The sequence below is a fragment of the Escherichia sp. B1147 genome, from assembly GCF_001660175.1.
In the GTDB taxonomy this organism is placed as follows: Bacteria; Pseudomonadota; Gammaproteobacteria; order Enterobacterales; family Enterobacteriaceae; genus Escherichia; species Escherichia whittamii.
The window spans coordinates 38,324-57,200 of record NZ_LFHY01000011.1; the positions used below are offsets into that span (position 1 = coordinate 38,324).

Annotated in this window: 13 protein-coding genes; 12 read left to right on the top strand and 1 reads right to left on the bottom strand. The window is 52.2% G+C overall.

Annotated features, from left to right (window positions below; genetic code table 11):
- Nucleotides 1–199 precede the first annotated feature (199 nt).
- The 7 genes from A9180_RS09660 (at nucleotide 200) to A9180_RS09690 (ending at nucleotide 8,525) form a co-directional block, all read left to right on the top strand.
- Entirely contained in the window at nucleotides 200–2,464 is a 2,265-nt protein-coding gene (locus A9180_RS09660; RefSeq protein WP_064528329.1) for a ComEC family protein, read from the top strand.
- Between the two features lie 36 nt (nucleotides 2,465–2,500).
- Entirely contained in the window at nucleotides 2,501–4,249 is a 1,749-nt protein-coding gene (gene msbA / locus A9180_RS09665) for a lipid A ABC transporter ATP-binding protein/permease MsbA (RefSeq protein ID WP_064528332.1), read from the top strand.
- A complete protein-coding gene (lpxK, locus tag A9180_RS09670) occupies nucleotides 4,246–5,232 on the top strand; it encodes a tetraacyldisaccharide 4'-kinase (RefSeq protein WP_064528335.1) in 987 nt (328 codons plus the stop codon). The genes msbA and lpxK overlap by 4 nt, the downstream gene beginning before the upstream one ends.
- A gap of 36 nt (nucleotides 5,233–5,268) precedes the next feature.
- Entirely contained in the window at nucleotides 5,269–6,501 is a 1,233-nt protein-coding gene (gene ycaQ, locus A9180_RS09675) for a crosslink repair DNA glycosylase YcaQ (protein WP_064528337.1), read from the top strand.
- A 51-nt stretch (nucleotides 6,502–6,552) separates the two neighbouring features.
- Entirely contained in the window at nucleotides 6,553–6,735 is a 183-nt protein-coding gene (ycaR, locus tag A9180_RS09680; RefSeq protein WP_000350058.1) for a protein YcaR, read from the top strand.
- Nucleotides 6,732–7,478, top strand: coding sequence for a 3-deoxy-manno-octulosonate cytidylyltransferase (gene kdsB, locus A9180_RS09685; protein ID WP_064528339.1), 747 nt, complete (start codon nucleotides 6,732–6,734; stop codon nucleotides 7,476–7,478). The genes ycaR and kdsB overlap by 4 nt, the downstream gene beginning before the upstream one ends.
- 153 nt (nucleotides 7,479–7,631) lie before the next feature.
- On the top strand, nucleotides 7,632–8,525 hold the full coding sequence (locus A9180_RS09690; RefSeq protein ID WP_064528342.1) for a YcbJ family phosphotransferase: 894 nt from the start codon (nucleotides 7,632–7,634) through the stop codon (nucleotides 8,523–8,525).
- On the opposite strand, the gene elyC is transcribed toward A9180_RS09690, so the two are convergent.
- Nucleotides 8,502–9,281 (bottom strand): envelope biogenesis factor ElyC, encoded by a 780-nt coding sequence (elyC, locus tag A9180_RS09695; protein WP_064528346.1) that lies wholly within the window; start codon nucleotides 9,279–9,281, stop codon nucleotides 8,502–8,504. The two genes, A9180_RS09690 and elyC, sit on opposite strands and share 24 nt — an antisense overlap.
- 135 nt (nucleotides 9,282–9,416) lie before the next feature.
- Between elyC and cmoM the strand changes: the two genes are divergently transcribed.
- The 5 genes from cmoM to ldtD all read left to right on the top strand — a co-directional run bounded on the left by cmoM (nucleotide 9,417) and on the right by ldtD (nucleotide 18,771).
- Nucleotides 9,417–10,202: a tRNA uridine 5-oxyacetic acid(34) methyltransferase CmoM gene (gene cmoM / locus A9180_RS09700; protein WP_064528348.1), complete on the top strand. Its 786-nt coding sequence runs from the start codon at nucleotides 9,417–9,419 to the stop codon at nucleotides 10,200–10,202.
- Nucleotides 10,199–11,521, top strand: coding sequence for a chromosome partition protein MukF (gene mukF, locus A9180_RS09705; RefSeq protein ID WP_064528351.1), 1,323 nt, complete (start codon nucleotides 10,199–10,201; stop codon nucleotides 11,519–11,521). Before cmoM ends, mukF begins: the two co-directional genes overlap by 4 nt.
- On the top strand, nucleotides 11,502–12,206 hold the full coding sequence (gene mukE / locus A9180_RS09710) for a chromosome partition protein MukE (RefSeq protein WP_010344468.1): 705 nt from the start codon (nucleotides 11,502–11,504) through the stop codon (nucleotides 12,204–12,206). Before mukF ends, mukE begins: the two co-directional genes overlap by 20 nt.
- Nucleotides 12,206–16,666, top strand: a complete 4,461-nt coding sequence (gene mukB / locus A9180_RS09715) for a chromosome partition protein MukB (protein WP_064528354.1) — start codon at nucleotides 12,206–12,208, stop codon at nucleotides 16,664–16,666. Before mukE ends, mukB begins: the two co-directional genes overlap by 1 nt.
- Before the next feature lie 257 nt (nucleotides 16,667–16,923).
- On the top strand, nucleotides 16,924–18,771 hold the full coding sequence (ldtD, locus tag A9180_RS09720) for a L,D-transpeptidase (protein ID WP_064528356.1): 1,848 nt from the start codon (nucleotides 16,924–16,926) through the stop codon (nucleotides 18,769–18,771).
- The last annotated feature ends 106 nt before the right edge of the window (nucleotides 18,772–18,877 follow it).

The following is an 18,877-nucleotide window of genomic DNA, read 5'->3' on the forward strand; positions in this document are numbered from 1 at the left end:
GTAAAACTTGAACGCGGAAAAAGCACCTGTCGGGTGCTTTTTTCATATCCGCAATATGGATCTGGAAGCTGTCTCGCAGAGTTGTGCACAGTTTTCATCATCCTGTTAAATTCTTCTGAACGTGCCTCGGGCAACGTAAAACTCCCGCCAGACAACCACTCAACAAAGTTGCACACTTTCCAAAAACAGGGAGGAGTGCATGAAAATAACGACGGTTAGTCTATGCATAATTTGCGGAATTTTCCCGCTGCTGATTTTGCCGCAGTTGCCTGGGACATTAACTCTCGCGAGTCTGACTTTATTCGCCTGCGTACTGGCATTTATTCCTGTTAAAGTCGTTCGTTATTTCACGCTGACACTGCTGTTTTTTCTTTGGGGCGTGTTGGCGGCGAAGCAAATTCTGTGGGCAGGAGAAAACTTAACTGGCGCGACGCAGGATGCGGTCGTCGAGATTACCTCCACTGACGGCATGACCACGCATTACGGGCAAATTACGCATCTACAAGGGCGGCGGTTATTTCCCGCGCCAGGCATCGCGCTATATGGCGAATATTTGCCACAATCAGTATGCGCTGGGCAACGATGGTCCATGAAACTCAAAGTACGTGCTGTTCATGGCCAACTTAATGATGGTGGCTTTGACAGCCAGCGTTATGCCATTGCCCAGCATCAGCCACTTACCGGACGTTTTCTGCAAGCAAGCGTCATTGAAGCTGGTTGTAGCTTGCGTGCGCAATATCTTGCATCTCTGCAATCGACGCTGCAGCCGTATTCATGGCAGACGGTGATGCTCGGCTTAGGAATGGGTGAACGGTTATCGGTATCTAAAGAAATTAAAAATATAATGCGCGATACCGGTACGGCACATTTAATGGCGATATCGGGTTTGCACATCGCTTTTGCAGCATTACTGGCTGCGGGGCTAATTCGTGGCGGGCAAATTTTTCTCCCCGGTCGTTGGATCTACTGGCAGATGCCATTAATAGGTGGCGTTTGCTGCGCTGCTTTTTATGCCTGGCTCACCGGTATGCAGCCGCCCGCATTGCGTACCGTAGTGGCGCTTGCGACCTGGGGAATGCTCAAATTGAGCGGTCGGCAATGGAGTGACTGGGATGTGTGGATATGCTGCCTGGCGGCAATTCTGCTGATGGATCCTGTCGCTATTCTCTCGCAAAGTTTGTGGCTCTCTGCCGCCGCGGTGGCAGCGCTGATATTTTGGTATCAGTGGTTTCCCTGTCCGGAGTGGCGGCTGCCGCCGGTATTACGAGCTATTGTTTCACTCATCCATCTGCAACTTGGTATAACACTCCTGCTAATGCCAGTGCAAATAGTCATATTTCATGGCGTTAGTCTGACTGCATTTATGGCAAATCTGTTCGCAATTCCCTTAGTGACATTTATTTCGGTTCCGTTGATCCTCGCCGCGATGGTTGTGCATTTAAGCGGGCCATTAATCCTGGAGCATGGTTTATGGTTTCTGGCCGATCGGTCACTGGCTTTACTTTTTGGGGTGTTAAAGAGTTTGCCTGAAGGGTGGATAAACATTGCTGAACGTTGGCAATGGCTATCATTTTCGCCCTGGTTATTACTGGTGATAGGGCGACTAAACGCATGGCGAAAGTTACCTGCGGTGTGTATGGCTGGAGGAATTATAATGTGTTGGCCGCTATGGCAAAAACCGCAGCCTGACGAGTGGCAGGTATATATGCTTGATGTCGGGCAAGGGCTGGCAATGGTGATTGCTCGAAACGGTAAAGCGGTTCTCTATGATACAGGGCTTGCCTGGCCGGAGGGGGACAGTGGGCAACAACTGATTATTCCCTGGCTTCGCTGGCATCACCTTGAACCAGAAGGCGTTATTCTTAGTCATGAACATCTTGATCACCGTGGGGGGCTGGACTCAATATTACATGCCTGGCCGACGTTATGGGTAAGGAGTCCCTTAAACTGGGAGCATCATCAGCCCTGTGTGCGTGGCGAAGTGTGGCAGTGGCAAGGATTGCAGTTTAGCGCGCACTGGCCTTTGCAAGGAAATAACAAAAAGGGAAATAACCATTCCTGTGTGATTAAGGTTGATGACGGAACACATAGCATTCTTCTGACTGGCGATATTGAAGCTGCGGCTGAACAAAAAATGCTAAGTCGTTACTGGCAACAGGTGCAGGCAACCTTGATTCAGGTACCCCATCACGGTAGTAATACCTCGTCATCAGTGCCATTAATTCAGCGGGTAAATGGAAAAATGGCACTGGCTTCGGCATCGCGCTATAACGCCTGGCGACTGCCCTCCAGTAAAGTTAAATACCGCTATCAACTACAGGGATATCAATGGGTTGATACACCACATCAGGGGCAAATAACGGTCGATTTTTCAGCGCAAGGTTGGCGGGTGAGCAGCCTAAGGGAGCAAATTTTACCTCGTTGGTATCATCAGTGGTTTGGCGTGCCAGTGGATAACGGGTAGAATATGCGGCTATTTCAACAAATGCTGGTTTTTTGAATGCATAACGACAAAGATCTCTCTACGTGGCAGACATTCCGCCGACTGTGGCCAACCATTGCGCCTTTTAAAGCGGGTCTGATCGTGGCGGGCATAGCGTTAATTCTCAACGCAGCCAGCGATACCTTCATGTTATCGCTCCTTAAGCCGCTTCTTGATGATGGCTTTGGTAAAACAGATCGCTCCGTTTTGATGTGGATGCCGCTGGTGGTTATCGGCCTGATGATTTTACGTGGTATCACCAGTTATATCTCCAGCTACTGTATTTCCTGGGTATCAGGAAAAGTGGTCATGACCATGCGTCGACGTCTGTTCGGCCACATGATGGGAATGCCAGTGTCATTTTTTGACAAACAGTCAACCGGGACACTGCTTTCACGTATTACTTACGATTCTGAACAGGTTGCTTCGTCGTCTTCCGGCGCGCTTATTACGGTGGTGCGTGAAGGTGCTTCCATTATCGGTCTGTTCGCCATGATGTTCTATTACAGCTGGCAGCTGTCGATCATTTTGATTGTGCTGGCGCCGATCGTCTCGATTGCGATTCGTATCGTATCGAAGCGTTTTCGCAGCATCAGTAAAAACATGCAGAACACCATGGGGCAGGTGACCACCAGTGCTGAACAGATGCTGAAAGGCCACAAAGAAGTATTGATTTTTGGCGGCCAGGAAGTAGAAACGAAGCGTTTTGATAAGGTCAGCAACAAGATGCGTTTGCAGGGGATGAAGATGGTTTCTGCCTCTTCCATCTCTGACCCGATCATTCAGCTGATCGCCTCTCTGGCTCTGGCATTTGTTCTCTACGCTGCAAGCTTCCCAAGCGTGATGGATAGCCTGACTGCTGGTACGATCACTGTCGTCTTCTCTTCGATGATTGCACTGATGCGTCCGCTGAAATCGCTGACCAACGTTAACGCCCAGTTCCAACGTGGGATGGCAGCATGCCAGACGCTGTTTACCATTCTGGATAGCGAACAGGAGAAAGACGAAGGTAAACGCGAGATTGAGCGTGCTACCGGCGACGTCGAATTCCGCAATGTCACCTTTACCTATCCGGGGCGTGAAGTCCCTGCGCTGCGTAATATCAACCTGAAGATCCCGGCAGGGAAAACAGTGGCTCTGGTAGGGCGTTCGGGTTCGGGTAAATCGACCATCGCCAGCCTGATAACCCGTTTTTATGATATCGATGAAGGCGAGATCCTGATGGATGGTCACGATCTGCGCGAGTATACCCTGGCGTCGTTACGTAACCAGGTTGCTCTGGTGTCGCAGAATGTCCATCTGTTTAATGACACGGTTGCCAACAACATTGCTTACGCCCGTACTGAACAGTACAGCCGTGAGCAAATTGAAGAAGCGGCACGTATGGCCTACGCCATGGACTTTATCAATAAGATGGATAACGGTCTTGATACGGTGATTGGTGAAAATGGCGTGTTGCTTTCGGGCGGTCAGCGCCAGCGTATTGCCATAGCCCGTGCCTTGCTGCGTGATAGCCCAATTCTGATCCTGGATGAAGCCACCTCGGCGCTGGACACCGAATCCGAACGTGCGATTCAGGCGGCACTGGACGAGTTGCAGAAAAACCGTACCTCGCTGGTGATTGCCCACCGCTTGTCTACCATTGAAAAGGCAGACGAAATTGTGGTCGTCGAGGATGGTGTCATTGTGGAACGCGGTACGCATAACGATTTGCTTGAGCACCGTGGAGTCTACGCGCAACTTCATAAAATGCAGTTTGGCCAATGATCGAAAAAATCTGGTCTGGTGAGTCGCCTTTGTGGCGGCTACTGCTGCCACTCTCCTGGCTGTATGGCCTGGTGAGTGGCGCCATCCGTCTTTGCTATAAACTAAAACTGAAGCGCGCCTGGCGTGCCCCCGTACCGGTTGTCGTGGTTGGTAATCTCACCGCAGGCGGCAACGGAAAAACCCCGGTCGTTGTCTGGCTGGTGGAACAGCTGCAACAGCGCGGTATTCGCGTGGGGGTCGTGTCGCGGGGATATGGCGGTAAGGCTGAATCTTATCCGCTGTTATTGTCGGCAGATACCACTACAGCACAGGCGGGTGATGAACCTGTGTTGATTTATCAACGCACTGGCGCGCCTGTTGCCGTTTCTCCCGTCCGCTCAGATGCGGTAAAAGTCATTCTGGCGCAACATCCCGATGTGCAGATCATCGTGACTGATGACGGTTTACAGCATTATCGCCTGGCGCGTGATGTGGAAATCGTCGTCATCGATGGTGTGCGTCGATTTGGCAATGGCTGGTGGTTGCCTGCGGGGCCAATGCGCGAGCGCGCAGGGCGCTTAAAATCGGTTGATGCGGTAGTCGTTAATGGCGGCGTACCGCGTCACGGTGAAATTCCGATGAATTTAATACCGGGTCAGGCAGTGAATTTGCTTACCGGCGCTCGTTGCGACGTTACACAACTTAAACATGTGGTAGCGATGGCCGGTATTGGTCACCCGCCGCGCTTTTTTGCCACACTAAAGATGTGCGGTATACAACCGGAAAAATGTGTGCCGCTGGCCGATCATCAATCTTTGAATCATGCGGATGTCAGCGCACTATTAAGTGCCGGGCAAACACTGGTCATGACCGAAAAAGATGCGGTGAAATGCCGGGCTTTTGCGGAAGAAAACTGGTGGTATTTGCCCGTTGATGCACAGCTTGCGGGCGATGAACCAGAGAAACTGCTCGCACAACTTTCCTCGCTGGCTTCAGGCAACTAATTCCGCCGCGGCAGCGTTTAATTGACGGAGCAATGAATGACGCTGCCTTATCTCTCCCTCACCGATGCGCGAAATCTTCATCTCACCGCGCAGGGGCTGTTAAACAAGCCCCGTCGGCGCGCGTTGCCGGAAGATATTCTGGCTACCATTTCTCGCATGTCCTTGCTGCAAATCGACACCATTAATATCGTTGCCCGCAGTCCTTATCTGGTGCTTTTCAGTCGTCTTGGTAATTATTTACCGCAGTGGCTGGATGAATCGCTGGCGCGTGGTGAATTAATGGAATACTGGGCACATGAGGCCAGTTTTATGCCGCGTAGCGATTTTCAACTTATTCGCCACCGCATGCTGGCACCTGAAAAAATGGGCTGGAAATACAAAGATGCCTGGATGCAGGAACATGCGGCGGAAATTGCACAATTAATTGAGCATATTCAGAATAACGGGCCGGTACGTTCGGCCGATTTTGAGCATCCTCGTAAAGGGGCGAGCGGCTGGTGGGAGTGGAAGCCGCATAAACGTCATCTGGAAGGGCTCTTTACCGCTGGAAAGGTGATGGTGGTTGAACGACGCAATTTCCAGCGCGTTTATGATTTAACCCATCGCGTCATGCCGTACTGGAATGACGAGCGTGACCTGCTTTCGCAGCAGGAAGCAGAAATCATCATGTTGGATAACAGTGCGCGCAGCCTGGGTATTTTTCGCGAACAGTGGCTGGCGGATTACTACCGTCTGAAACGTCCGGCGCTGGCGGCGTGGCGTGATATGAGATCTGAAGAGCGGCAAATCATCGCCGTAAATGTGGAGAAATTAGGGCGACTTTGGCTACATGCCGATTTATTACCGCTTCTCGAACGTACGCTTGTGGGTAAGCTAACTGCAACACATAGCACCGTACTGTCGCCTTTTGATCCTGTTGTCTGGGATCGTAAACGGGCAGAGCAACTTTTTGATTTTAGCTACCGGCTGGAGTGCTACACGCCAGCGCCCAAACGCCAGTATGGTTATTTCGTTCTACCGTTATTGCACCGTGGGCAATTAGTTGGGCGAATGGATTCTAAGATGCATCGCCAGACAGGCATCTTTGAAGTGCTCTCTCTCTGGTTACAGGATGGCGTAAAACCAACGGTGACCCTTCAAAAAGGGCTGCGTCAGGCGATTACTGATTTTGCTCACTGGCAGCAGGCAACACGAGTAACAATAGGGCGCTGCCCGCACGGTTTCTTTACCGATTGCCGCACCGGCTGGGAAATAGACCCCGACGCATAAATGATTATGATAAGATTTATGCATTCATAACCCGATCCATCTGGAGGAACTATGGATCATCGTCTGCTTGAAATCATTGCCTGCCCGGTTTGCAACGGCAAACTTTGGTATAACCAGGAAAAACAAGAACTTATTTGCAAACTGGACAACCTGGCTTTCCCGCTGCGCGATGGCATTCCAGTGCTGCTGGAAACGGAAGCCCGCGTGCTGACTGCTGATGAGAGTAAATCATGAGTTTTGTGGTCATTATTCCCGCGCGCTACGCTTCCACGCGTCTGCCAGGTAAGCCACTGGTCGATATTAACGGCAAGCCCATGATTGTTCATGTGCTTGAACGCGCGCGCGAATCAGGTGCCGAGCGCATCATCGTCGCAACCGATCATGAGGATGTCGCCCGCGCTGTGGAAGCTGCTGGTGGTGAAGTATGCATGACGCGTGCCGATCACCAGTCCGGTACAGAACGCCTGGCGGAAGTTGTCGAAAAATGCGCGTTCAGCGACGACACGGTGATTGTGAATGTGCAGGGTGATGAACCCATGATCCCCGCGACAATCATTCGTCAGGTTGCCGATAACCTTGCCCAGCGTCAGGTTGGAATGGCGACTCTGGCTGTGCCTATCCACAGTGCGGAAGAAGCCTTTAATCCGAATGCGGTTAAAGTTGTTCTCGATGCCGAAGGTTATGCGCTCTACTTCTCGCGCGCCACCATTCCGTGGGATCGTGACCGTTTTGCGAAAGGTCTGGAAACCGTTGGCGATAACTTCCTGCGTCATCTCGGTATTTATGGTTATCGTGCCGGTTTTATCCGCCGCTATGTTAACTGGCAGCCAAGCCCGTTAGAACATATCGAAATGTTAGAGCAGCTTCGTGTGCTGTGGTATGGAGAAAAAATCCATGTTGCTGTCGCCCAGGAGGTTCCAGGCACCGGTGTAGATACTCCCGAAGATCTTGAGCGTGTTCGCGCTGAAATGGCTTAATTTATCCCCACGACACTTCACCCAATTTTGGGAGGAGTGTCGTAGCGTTACGATTCTCTTCATTTTTTCCCTTCAACAATTGATCTCATTCAGGTGACATCTTTTACATTGGCGCTCATTATGAAAGCAGTAGCTTTTATGAGGGTAATCTGAATGGAACAGCTGCGTGCCGAACTAAGCCATTTACTGGGCGAAAGATTGAGTCGTATAGAGTGTGTGAATGAAAAAGCAGACACTACTCTGTGGGCGTTGTATGACAGCCAGGGAAACCCGATGCCACTCATGGCGCGAAGTTTTTCTACCCCGGGGCAGGCCAGACAGCTGGCATGGAAAACCACCATGCTGGCCCGGAGCGGGACTGTTCGCATGCCGACTATCTATGGTGTGATGACGCATGAAGAACATCCCGGCCCCGATGTCCTGTTGCTGGAGCGGATGCGCGGTGTTTCTGTGGAAGCTCCCGCAAGAACACCAGAACGCTGGGAACATCTGAAAGATCAAATTGTTGAAGCGTTGCTGGCCTGGCACCGTCAGGACAGCCGCGGATGTGTTGGCGCGGTTGACAATACCCAGGAAAATTTCTGGCCTTCCTGGTATCGCCAGCATGTTGAAATGCTATGGGCGACGCTCAATCAGTTCAATAACACGGGTTTAACCATGCAGGATAAACGGATCCTGTTTCGCACCCGTGAATGTCTGCCGGTGTTATTTGAAGGTTTTAACGATAATTGTGTGCTGATTCACGGCAACTTCTGTTTGCGTAGCATGCTGAAAGATTCCCGTAGCGATCAGCTCCTGGCGATGGTTGGACCGGGGTTAATGCTCTGGGCGCCGCGTGAGTATGAATTATTCCGGTTGATGGATAATTCTCTGGCAGAAGATTTGCTATGGAGTTACTTGCAACGCGCGCCAGTGGCGGAGTCTTTCATCTGGCGGCGTTGGCTGTATGTGCTATGGGATGAAGTTGCGCAACTGGTCAATACCGGGCGGTTTAGCCGTAGCAACTTTGATCTGGCGACTAAATCACTCCTGCCCTGGCTTGCCTGACGAACTTTTTAGCCACTGCCAGATGCGGCCAAGCGTTTCATAGCCAACGCGGTCGCTATGCATCAACCAGATCGGCGAGGGGATTGCCCGTTCCCACGGATTAAGCGGCGAGTCGATTGCCAACTGGTTCGCCGGGGCTGGCAGCGGATTTAGCCCTTCCTGTTGAAAAAAGATCATCGCGCGCGGCAAATGAGATGCAGATGTCACCAGCAGGAAAGGGGCGTCACCAATGGCCTGTTTCACTGCCGCGGCTTCTTCTTCGGTATCTTTGGGCAAATCCAGAGTGATAATTTGCTCGCGCGGCACGCCCAGTGACTGCGCAACTCTGGCACCCACTTCAGCTGCGCTGACCGTATTGGTTTTTGCCACGCCTCCTGTGAAGATCAACTTTGCTCCCGGATTCTCACGCCATAAACGAATGCCTTCATTCAGGCGCGGTAAACTGTTATTGATTAAATTTGAGCCTGGCGCCCACTGCGGGTTCCAGGTATAGCCGCCACCCAATACCACGATATAGTCTACTTTTTGTGTATTATTCCATGTCGGATAGGTGCTTTCGATGGGACGCAGCAGGCGGTCGGCTACCGGTTGCAAACTCAATAACAATAGCGCCAGCCACCCAATGCTAATAAAAATCTTTCCGGTTTTTTGAAAACGGCTAAACCACAACAGCGCCAGGCCTGCGCCAATAATCAGCAACATCAGCGGAAGTGGCAGCAGCATACCGCCAATCACTTTTTTCAGTGTAAAAAGCATCCTTTCTGGTTCCTTTTTTAACCATATAGCAAGGGATCGCCAGCGATATTACACCAGACTGGTTCATTCTCGCCGTGGCTGTGACAAAATAGCGTCTTTATCAGATAACGTCTTAGCCAACCGGTGGAGAAAGCAATGCAGGATCGCAATTTTGATGATATTGCGGAAAAGTTTTCCCGTAACATCTACGGCACCACCAAAGGGCAGCTTCGACAGGCTATTCTGTGGCAGGACCTCGATCGTGTACTGGCAGAAATGGGCCAGCAAAAACTGCGTGTGCTGGATGCCGGTGGCGGTGAAGGGCAGACCGCAATCAAAATGGCCGAGCGCGGACATCAGGTCATTTTGTGCGATCTCTCTGCCCAGATGATCGAACGCGCAAAACTGGCGGCAGAAGCGAAAGGTGTGAGCGACAACATGCAATTTATACATTGCGCCGCTCAGGACGTTGCTTCGCATTTGGAAACGCCCGTTGATCTGATATTGTTCCATGCAGTACTGGAGTGGGTGGCCGAGCCCCGTAGTGTATTAAAGACGCTGTGGTCAGTGTTACGTCCTGGCGGTGTGTTATCGTTAATGTTCTACAATGCACATGGCTTGTTGATCCACAACATGGTTGCAGGGAACTTTGATTACGTGCAAGCGGGAATGCCGAAGAAGAAAAAACGGACGCTTTCGCCAGACTATCCGCGCTACCCGGCGCAGGTTTATCTGTGGCTGGAAGAAGCCGGCTGGCAAATAACCGGCAAGACCGGCGTTCGCGTGTTTCATGATTATCTGCGTGAAAAGCACCAACAGCGCGACAGCTACGAAGCATTACTTGAATTAGAAACGCGTTATTGCCGCCAGGAACCGTATATTAACCTGGGGCGTTATATTCATGTCACCGCGCGCAAGCCGCAGAGCAAGGATAAAGTATGAGTGAATTATCCCAGACAGTCCCCGAACTGGTTGCCTGGGCCAGAAAAAATGACTTCTCCATCTCGTTGCCGGTAGACCGTCTCTCTTTTCTGCTGGCAGTTGCCACGCTGAATGGCGAGCGTCTTGATGGTGAGATGAGTGAAGGCGAGCTGGTGGATGCGTTCCGCCATGTGAGTGATGCGTTTGAGCAAACCAGCGAAACCATCGGCGTGCGCGCCAACAACGCGATCAACGACATGGTGCGTCAACGTCTGCTGAACCGCTTTACCAGCGAGCAGGCGGAAGGGAATGCTATTTATCGCCTGACGCCGCTCGGCATCGGCATTACTGACTACTACATCCGTCAGCGTGAGTTTTCTACGCTGCGTCTTTCTATGCAGTTGTCGATTGTGGCGGGGGAGTTAAAACGTGCAGCTGATGCCGCCGAAGAGGGTGGTGATGAGTTTCACTGGCACCGCAACGTCTATGCCCCGCTGAAATATTCGGTGGCGGAAATTTTCGACAGTATCGACCTGACGCAACGTCTGATGGACGAACAGCAGCAGCAGGTGAAAGACGATATCGCTCAGTTGCTGAATAAAGACTGGCGGGCGGCGATCTCCAGCTGTGAATTGTTGCTTTCGGAAACTTCCGGAACGCTGCGTGAATTGCAGGATACCCTGGAAGCGGCAGGCGACAAATTGCAGGCTAATCTGTTGCGCATTCAGGATGCGACGATGACTCATGACGATCTACATTTCGTCGATCGTCTGGTGTTCGATCTGCAGAGCAAACTCGACCGTATTATCAGCTGGGGGCAGCAGTCCATCGACTTGTGGATTGGCTACGACCGCCACGTACACAAATTTATCCGTACCGCGATCGATATGGATAAAAACCGCGTCTTTGCACAGCGTTTACGCCAGTCGGTACAAACCTACTTTGATGACCCTTGGGCGCTGACTTACGCCAATGCCGATCGTCTGTTGGATATGCGTGACGAAGAGATGGCACTGCGCGATGAAGAAGTGACCGGGGAACTTCCGCCAGATTTAGAGTACGAAGAGTTTAACGAGATCCGCGAACAACTCGCAGCAATTATCGAAGAGCAGCTCGCCGTATATAAAACCAGACAAGTGCCACTGGATCTTGGTCTGGTGGTACGCGAATATCTGGCGCAGTATCCGCGTGCGCGTCACTTTGACGTCGCGCGTATTGTTATTGATCAGGCGGTACGTCTCGGCGTAGCGCAAGCAGATTTCACCGGACTGCCAGCGAAATGGCAGCCGATTAATGATTACGGAGCCAAGGTACAGGCGCATGTCATCGACAAATATTGAACAAGTGATGCCGGTTAAGCTGGCGCAGGCGCTGGCGAATCCGTTATTTCCGGCGCTGGATAGCGCCTTACGTTCAGGCCGCCATATTGGCCTCGACGAACTGGATAATCATGCTTTCCTGATGGATTTTCAGGAATATCTGGAAGAATTTTACGCACGTTATAACGTGGAGTTAATCCGCGCGCCGGAAGGTTTCTTCTATTTGCGTCCACGTTCCACCACCATCATCCCACGTTCCGTATTGTCTGAACTGGACATGATGGTCGGTAAAATCCTCTGTTATCTCTATCTCAGCCCGGAACGGCTGGCGAACGAGGGGATTTTTACCCAGCAGGAACTTTATGACGAACTGCTTACCCTGGCCGATGAAGCGAAACTGCTGAAACTGGTAAACAACCGTTCTACCGGTTCAGACGTTGACCGTCAGAAGTTGCAGGAAAAAGTACGCTCTTCACTCAACCGTCTGCGTCGCTTAGGCATGGTGTGGTTTATGGGCCACGACAGCAGCAAGTTCCGCATTACCGAATCGGTGTTCCGCTTTGGTGCCGATGTGCGTGCGGGCGACGATCCGCGAGAAGCACAACGTCGTCTGATTCGCGATGGCGAAGCAATGTCGCTGGAAAATCACCTGCAACTCAATGACGAAACTGAAGAGAATCAGCCAGATAGCGGAGAGGAAGAATAATGATTGAACGCGGTAAATTTCGCTCACTGACGCTGATTAACTGGAACGGCTTTTTTGCTCGCACCTTTGACCTGGATGAGCTGGTCACAACGCTTTCCGGCGGTAACGGTGCGGGTAAATCCACCACGATGGCGGCGTTTGTTACGGCGCTTATTCCCGATTTGACCCTGCTGCATTTCCGTAACACCACGGAAGCAGGGGCTACCAGTGGTTCGCGCGATAAAGGCCTGCACGGTAAGCTGAAAGCGGGTGTCTGTTATTCGATACTCGATACAATTAACTCGCGTCACCAGCGCGTGGTTGTCGGTGTGCGTCTGCAACAGGTTGCCGGGCGCGATCGCAAGGTTGATATTAAGCCGTTTGCCATTCAGGGGCTGCCGATGTCGGTGCAGCCGACGCAACTGGTGACCGAATCCCTGAACGAACGCCAGGCGCGTGTGCTGCCGCTTAACGAGCTGAAAGACAAGCTCGAGGCGATGGAAGGCGTGCAGTTTAAACAGTTCAACTCCATTACCGATTACCACTCGCTGATGTTCGATCTGGGCATCATTGCTCGTCGTCTGCGTTCGGCGTCAGACCGTAGCAAATTCTATCGTCTGATCGAAGCTTCGCTGTACGGTGGTATCTCCAGTGCCATTACCCGTTCTCTGCGCGACTACCTGTTGCCGGAAAACAGCGGCGTGCGTAAAGCGTTCCAGGACATGGAAGCGGCGCTGCGTGAAAACCGCATGACGCTGGAAGCGATTCGCGTCACCCAGTCTGACCGTGACCTGTTTAAGCATCTGATCAGCGAAGCCACCAACTACGTGGCGGCAGACTACATGCGTCACGCCAACGAGCGCCGTGTCCATCTCGATAAAGCGCTGGAGTTTCGTCGCGAGCTACACACTTCGCGTCAGCAACTGGCGGCGGAGCAGTACAAACACGTCGATATGGCGCGTGAACTGGCAGAGCACAACGGTGCCGAAGGCGATCTGGAAGCGGATTATCAGGCCGCCAGCGATCACCTGAATCTGGTGCAAACCGCACTGCGTCAGCAGGAGAAAATCGAACGCTACGAAGCGGATCTCGATGAGCTGCAGATCCGTCTGGAAGAACAGAATGAAGTGGTGGCAGAAGCCATCGAGCGTCAGGAAGATAACGAAGCGCGTGCGGAAGCCGCCGAACTGGAAGTGGACGAGCTGAAAAGCCAGCTTGCTGATTACCAGCAGGCGCTGGACGTCCAGCAAACGCGCGCGATCCAGTACAACCAGGCGATTGCTGCGCTTAATCGTGCCAAAGAACTGTGTCATCTGCCGGATTTAACCGCTGACAGTGCGGCGGAATGGCTGGAAACCTTCCAGGCGAAAGAGCTGGAAGCGACCGAAAAAATGCTCTCTCTTGAGCAGAAAATGAGCATGGCGCAAACTGCTCACAGTCAGTTTGAGCAGGCTTATCAGCTGGTGGTAGCAATTAACGGTCCGCTGGCGCGTAACGAAGCGTGGGATGTTGCCCGTGAACTGCTACGCGAAGGGGTCGATCAGCGTCACCTGGCAGAGCAGGTTCAGCCACTGCGGATGCGCTTAAGCGAACTGGAACAGCGTCTGCGCGAGCAGCAAGAAGCGGAACGTCTGCTGGCGGATTTCTGCAAACGTCAGGGCAAGAATTTCGATATTGACGAGCTGGAAGCCCTGCACCAGGAACTGGAAGCGCGCATTGCCTCCCTTTCTGACAGCGTATCCAACGCCCGTGAAGAGCGCATGGCGCTGCGTCAGGAACAGGAACAGCTGCAATCCCGTATCCAGAGCCTGATGCAGCGTGCACCGGTTTGGCTGGCAGCGCAGAACAGCCTCAATCAGTTGAGTGAGCAATGTGGTGAAGAGTTCACTTGCAGCCAGGATGTCACCGAATATCTGCAACAACTGCTGGAGCGTGAGCGCGAAGCGATTGTTGAACGTGATGAAGTGGGCGCGCGCAAAAACGCTGTCGATGAAGAGATCGAACGTTTAAGCCAGCCTGGGGGCTCAGAAGATCAACGTCTGAATGCGCTGGCGGAACGCTTTGGCGGCGTGCTGCTGTCAGAAATTTATGACGACGTTAGCCTGGAAGATGCGCCGTACTTCTCGGCGCTGTATGGCCCGTCTCGCCACGCCATTGTGGTGCCGGATCTGTCACAGGTAGCCGAACAGCTGGAAGGCTTGACCGATTGTCCGGAAGATCTCTACTTGATCGAGGGAGATCCGCAGTCGTTCGATGATAGCGTGTTCAACGTCGATGAACTGGAAAAAGCGGTGGTGGTGAAAACTGCCGATCGCCAGTGGCGTTATTCGCGGTTCCCGGAAGTACCGCTGTTTGGTCGCGCGGCGCGTGAAAGCCGTATCGAAAGTCTGCACGCCGAGCGCGAATTGCTCTCTGAACGCTTTGCTACGCTCTCCTTTGATGTACAGAAAACCCAGCGACTGCATCAGGCATTCAGCCGCTTTATTGGCAGCCATCTGGCAGTGGCGTTTGAGTCCGATCCGGAAGCCGAAATTCGCCAACTGAACAGCCGTCGTGTCGAACTGGAGCGGGCGTTAAGTAATCATGAAAATGATAACCAGCAGCAGCGCGTTCAGTTTGAGCAGGCGAAAGAGGGCGTTGCGGCACTAAACCGTATCCTGCCGCGTCTCAACCTGTTGGCGGATGACTCACTGGCGGATCGTGTCGATGAAATCCGCGAACGCCTTGATGAAGCTCAGGAAGCCGCGCGTTTTGTTCAGCAGTTTGGTAATCAACTGGCGAAACTGGAGCCGATTGTTTCTGTGTTGCAGAGCGACCCGGAACAGTTTGAGCAATTAAAAGAAGATTATGCATACTCCCAGCAGATGCAGCGAGATGCCCGTCAACAGGCATTTGCCCTGACTGAAGTGGTACAGCGTCGTGCGCACTTTAGCTACTCTGACTCGGCAGAAATGCTTAACGGGAACAGCGATCTCAACGAAAAACTGCGCGAACGTCTGGAGCAGGCGGAAGCGGAACGTACTCGTGCTCGTGAAGCGTTGCGCGGTCACGCTGCGCAGTTGAGTCAGTACAACCAGGTACTGGCTTCGCTGAAAAGTTCTTATGACACCAAAAAAGAGCTGCTTAACGATCTACAACGAGAACTGCAGGATATCGGCGTACGTGCCGATAGCGGAGCAGAAGAGCGGGCGCGTATTCGCCGTGACGAACTGCATGCACAACTGAGCAATAACCGTGCACGCCGCAACCAACTGGAAAAAGCACTTACCTTCTGCGAAGCGGAGATGGACAACCTGACCCGCAAACTGCGCAAGCTGGAACGTGATTACTTTGAAATGCGCGAGCAGGTGGTGACCGCCAAAGCGGGCTGGTGCGCGGTAATGCGCATGGTGAAAGATAATGGCGTTGAACGCCGCCTGCACCGTCGTGAGCTGGCTTATCTCTCTGCTGATGATTTGCGTTCCATGTCGGATAAGGCGTTAGGTGCGCTGCGTCTGGCGGTGGCGGATAACGAACATCTGCGCGACGTGCTGCGGATGTCGGAAGATCCAAAACGACCTGAGCGCAAAATCCAGTTCTTCGTGGCGGTTTACCAGCATCTGCGCGAACGTATTCGTCAGGATATTATTCGTACTGATGATCCGGTGGAAGCTATCGAGCAGATGGAAATCGAACTCAGCCGTCTGACCGAAGAGCTAACTTCTCGCGAACAGAAACTGGCGATTAGCTCCCGTAGCGTGGCGAACATCATTCGCAAAACCATTCAGCGCGAGCAAAACCGTATCCGCATGCTCAACCAGGGCTTGCAGAACGTATCGTTCGGTCAGGTGAACAGTGTGCGTCTGAACGTGAACGTGCGTGAAACTCACGCCATGCTGCTTGACGTGCTTTCAGAACAGCATGAGCAACATCAGGATCTGTTCAAGAGCAATCGACTGACCTTCTCGGAAGCTCTGGCAAAACTGTATCAGCGACTTAACCCACAAATTGATATGGGCCAGCGCACGCCGCAGACCATTGGTGAAGAACTTCTGGATTACCGTAACTACCTGGAGATGGAAGTTGAGGTTAACCGTGGTTCCGACGGCTGGCTGCGTGCGGAGTCCGGCGCACTGTCGACCGGTGAGGCTATCGGTACTGGTATGTCAATTCTGGTGATGGTGGTACAGAGCTGGGAAGATGAATCTCGCCGCCTGCGCGGTAAAGATATCTCTCCTTGCCGTCTGCTATTCCTCGATGAAGCTGCGCGACTGGACGCCCGTTCTATCGCTACGCTGTTTGAATTGTGTGAACGTTTGCAAATGCAGCTCATCATCGCGGCACCTGAAAATATCAGCCCGGAGAAAGGCACTACCTATAAACTAGTGCGTAAAGTCTTCCAGAATACCGAACATGTTCACGTAGTCGGCCTGCGAGGATTTGCGCCGCAACTCCCTGAAACGCTTCCAGGAACTGACGAAGCGCCTTCTCAGGCAAGTTAAGTTCAAGGCGGCAGCGATGCCGCTTTTTTTTTCGGAAAACTCCGTTTCTGCACTAAAAAAATGCCGCATTATGGCGCGCTTTTCTTTAAACTTCTTTACATTAGGTTGTGTAAAAACGTACCGACGTTTATATACTGAAGGTAAGCCTGATGAGTAACAGGCTTGCTCGTCATACTTTCATGAGTATTGGCGTTGTAAAGGCAGTTAAGATAATACAGCCTGGCTATTCAGAGTATGATAAAAACAGGGGGCAAGGGATGTTGCTTAACATGATGTGTGGTCGTCGGCTTTCGGCAATCAGTTTGTGCCTGGCCGTAACATTCGCTCCACTGTTCAGTGTGCAGGCTGATGAGCCTGAAGTTATCCCTGGTGACAGCCCGGTGGCTGTCAGTGAACAGGGAGATGTACTGCCGCAGGCGCAAGCCACGGCAATAATGGCGGGGATCCAACCGCTACCAGAAGGTGCGGCAGAAAAGGCCCGCACGCAAATTGAATCACTATTACCTGCTGGTTATAAGCCGGTTTATCTTAACCAGCTTCAACTCTTGTATGCCGCACGCGATATGCAGCCGATGTGGGAAAATCGTGATGCAGTTAAAGCTTTCCAGCAGCAGTTGGCGGAAGTGGCGATTGCCGGTTTTCAACCGCAGTTTAACAAATGGGTGGAGTTACTGACTGACCCGGGCGTTAACGGTATGGCGCGCGATGTGGTGCTATCGGATGCAATGATGGGGTATCTCCATTTCATTGCAAACATTCCGGTCAAAGGTACTCGCTGGCTGTACAGCAGTAAACCTTATGCGCTCTCAACACCGCCGCTCTCGGTCATTAACCATTGGCAGGTGGCGTTGGATAACGGTCAACTGACCACGTTTGTCACAGGGTTGGCACCGCAGCATCCGCAATATTCAGCAATGCATGAATCTTTACTGGCCTTATTGAGTGATTCCAAACCGTGGCCGCAGCTGACCGGTAAAGCAACGCTGCGCCCTGGGCAATGGAGTAACGACGTCCCGGCACTGCGTGAGATTTTGCAGCGTACGGGTATGCTCGAAGGTGGGCCGAAAATAGCACTGCCGGGCGATGAAACATCGACGGGCGCGGTAGTTAGCCCGTCTGCCGCTGGAATCGAAACAGCCGAAACTAAGCCAATGGACAAGCAAACTACAGCTCGCAGTAAACCTGCGCCAGCCGTCCGAGCTGTCTATGATAATGAGCTGGTGGAGGCCGTGAAACGTTTTCAGGCATGGCAAGGCTTAGGGGCAGATGGCGCTATTGGCCCGGCAACGCGAGACTGGTTAAACGTCACGCCTGCACAGCGTGCTGGCGTGTTGGCACTTAACATCCAGCGATTGCGCTTGCTGCCAGCCGATCTATCTACTGGCATCATGGTTAACATTCCGGCCTATTCGCTGGTCTATTATCAGAACGGCAATCAGGTGCTGGATTCGCGGGTCATTGTCGGTCGTCCCGATCGCAAAACGCCGATGATGAGCAGTGCCTTAAACAATGTGGTGGTAAACCCGCCGTGGAACGTACCACCGACGCTGGCACGCAAAGATATTCTGCCAAAGGTGCGTAACGATCCAGGTTATCTTGAAAGCCATGGCTATACGGTTATGCGCGGCTGGAACAGCAAAGATACGCTGGATCCGTGGCAGATTGACTGGTCGACAATAACCGCATCGAATTTGCCGTTCCGCTTCCAGCAAGCTCCTGGCCCGCGAAATTCGCTGGGACGGTATAAATTTAATATGCCGAGTTCAGATGCTATCTATTTACATGACACGCCGAATCACAATCTTTTCAAACGCGATACGCGCGCATTGAGTTCTGGCTGTGTGCGGGTGAATAAGGCGTCAGATCTGGCAAATATGCTGCTGCAGGATGCTGGCTGGAATGACAAGCGTATCTCCGATGCTCTGAAGCGAGGGGATACCCGTTACGTCAATATCCGTCAATCGATACCGGTTAATCTTTACTATCTGACCGCCTTTGTTGGTGCAGATGGTCGTACCCAGTATCGTACAGATATTTACAATTATGATCTGCCTGCACGATCCAGCTCGCAAATTGTCTCAAAAGCGGAACAATTAATCAGGTAAATGAAGTAGTTCGGGAAAATCTGTTGTCGTAATAATTGGCATGTTCGGGGGCTATTCTCTGTAGCCCCCGTCGCTGCTGGGGTTGAGTCATCTTGACGTCAGCTTT

Excerpts from the sequence above, each read along its gene's own strand:
- lpxK (WP_064528335.1), top strand. The coding sequence starts at position 4,246 with ATGATCGAAAAAATCTGGTCTGGTGAGTCGCCTTTGTGGCGGCTACTG.
- A9180_RS09660 (WP_064528329.1), top strand. The coding sequence starts at position 200 with ATGAAAATAACGACGGTTAGTCTATGCATAATTTGCGGAATTTTCCCG.
- A9180_RS09690 (WP_064528342.1), top strand. The coding sequence starts at position 7,632 with ATGGAACAGCTGCGTGCCGAACTAAGCCATTTACTGGGCGAAAGATTG.
- mukB (WP_064528354.1), top strand. The coding sequence starts at position 12,206 with ATGATTGAACGCGGTAAATTTCGCTCACTGACGCTGATTAACTGGAAC.
- mukE (WP_010344468.1), top strand. The coding sequence starts at position 11,502 with ATGTCATCGACAAATATTGAACAAGTGATGCCGGTTAAGCTGGCGCAG.
- ycaR (WP_000350058.1), top strand. The coding sequence starts at position 6,553 with ATGGATCATCGTCTGCTTGAAATCATTGCCTGCCCGGTTTGCAACGGC.
- cmoM (WP_064528348.1), top strand. The coding sequence starts at position 9,417 with ATGCAGGATCGCAATTTTGATGATATTGCGGAAAAGTTTTCCCGTAAC.
- elyC (WP_064528346.1), bottom strand. The coding sequence starts at position 9,281 with ATGCTTTTTACACTGAAAAAAGTGATTGGCGGTATGCTGCTGCCACTT.
- msbA (WP_064528332.1), top strand. The coding sequence starts at position 2,501 with ATGCATAACGACAAAGATCTCTCTACGTGGCAGACATTCCGCCGACTG.
- ldtD (WP_064528356.1), top strand. The coding sequence starts at position 16,924 with ATGTTGCTTAACATGATGTGTGGTCGTCGGCTTTCGGCAATCAGTTTG.
- kdsB (WP_064528339.1), top strand. The coding sequence starts at position 6,732 with ATGAGTTTTGTGGTCATTATTCCCGCGCGCTACGCTTCCACGCGTCTG.
- mukF (WP_064528351.1), top strand. The coding sequence starts at position 10,199 with ATGAGTGAATTATCCCAGACAGTCCCCGAACTGGTTGCCTGGGCCAGA.
- ycaQ (WP_064528337.1), top strand. The coding sequence starts at position 5,269 with ATGACGCTGCCTTATCTCTCCCTCACCGATGCGCGAAATCTTCATCTC.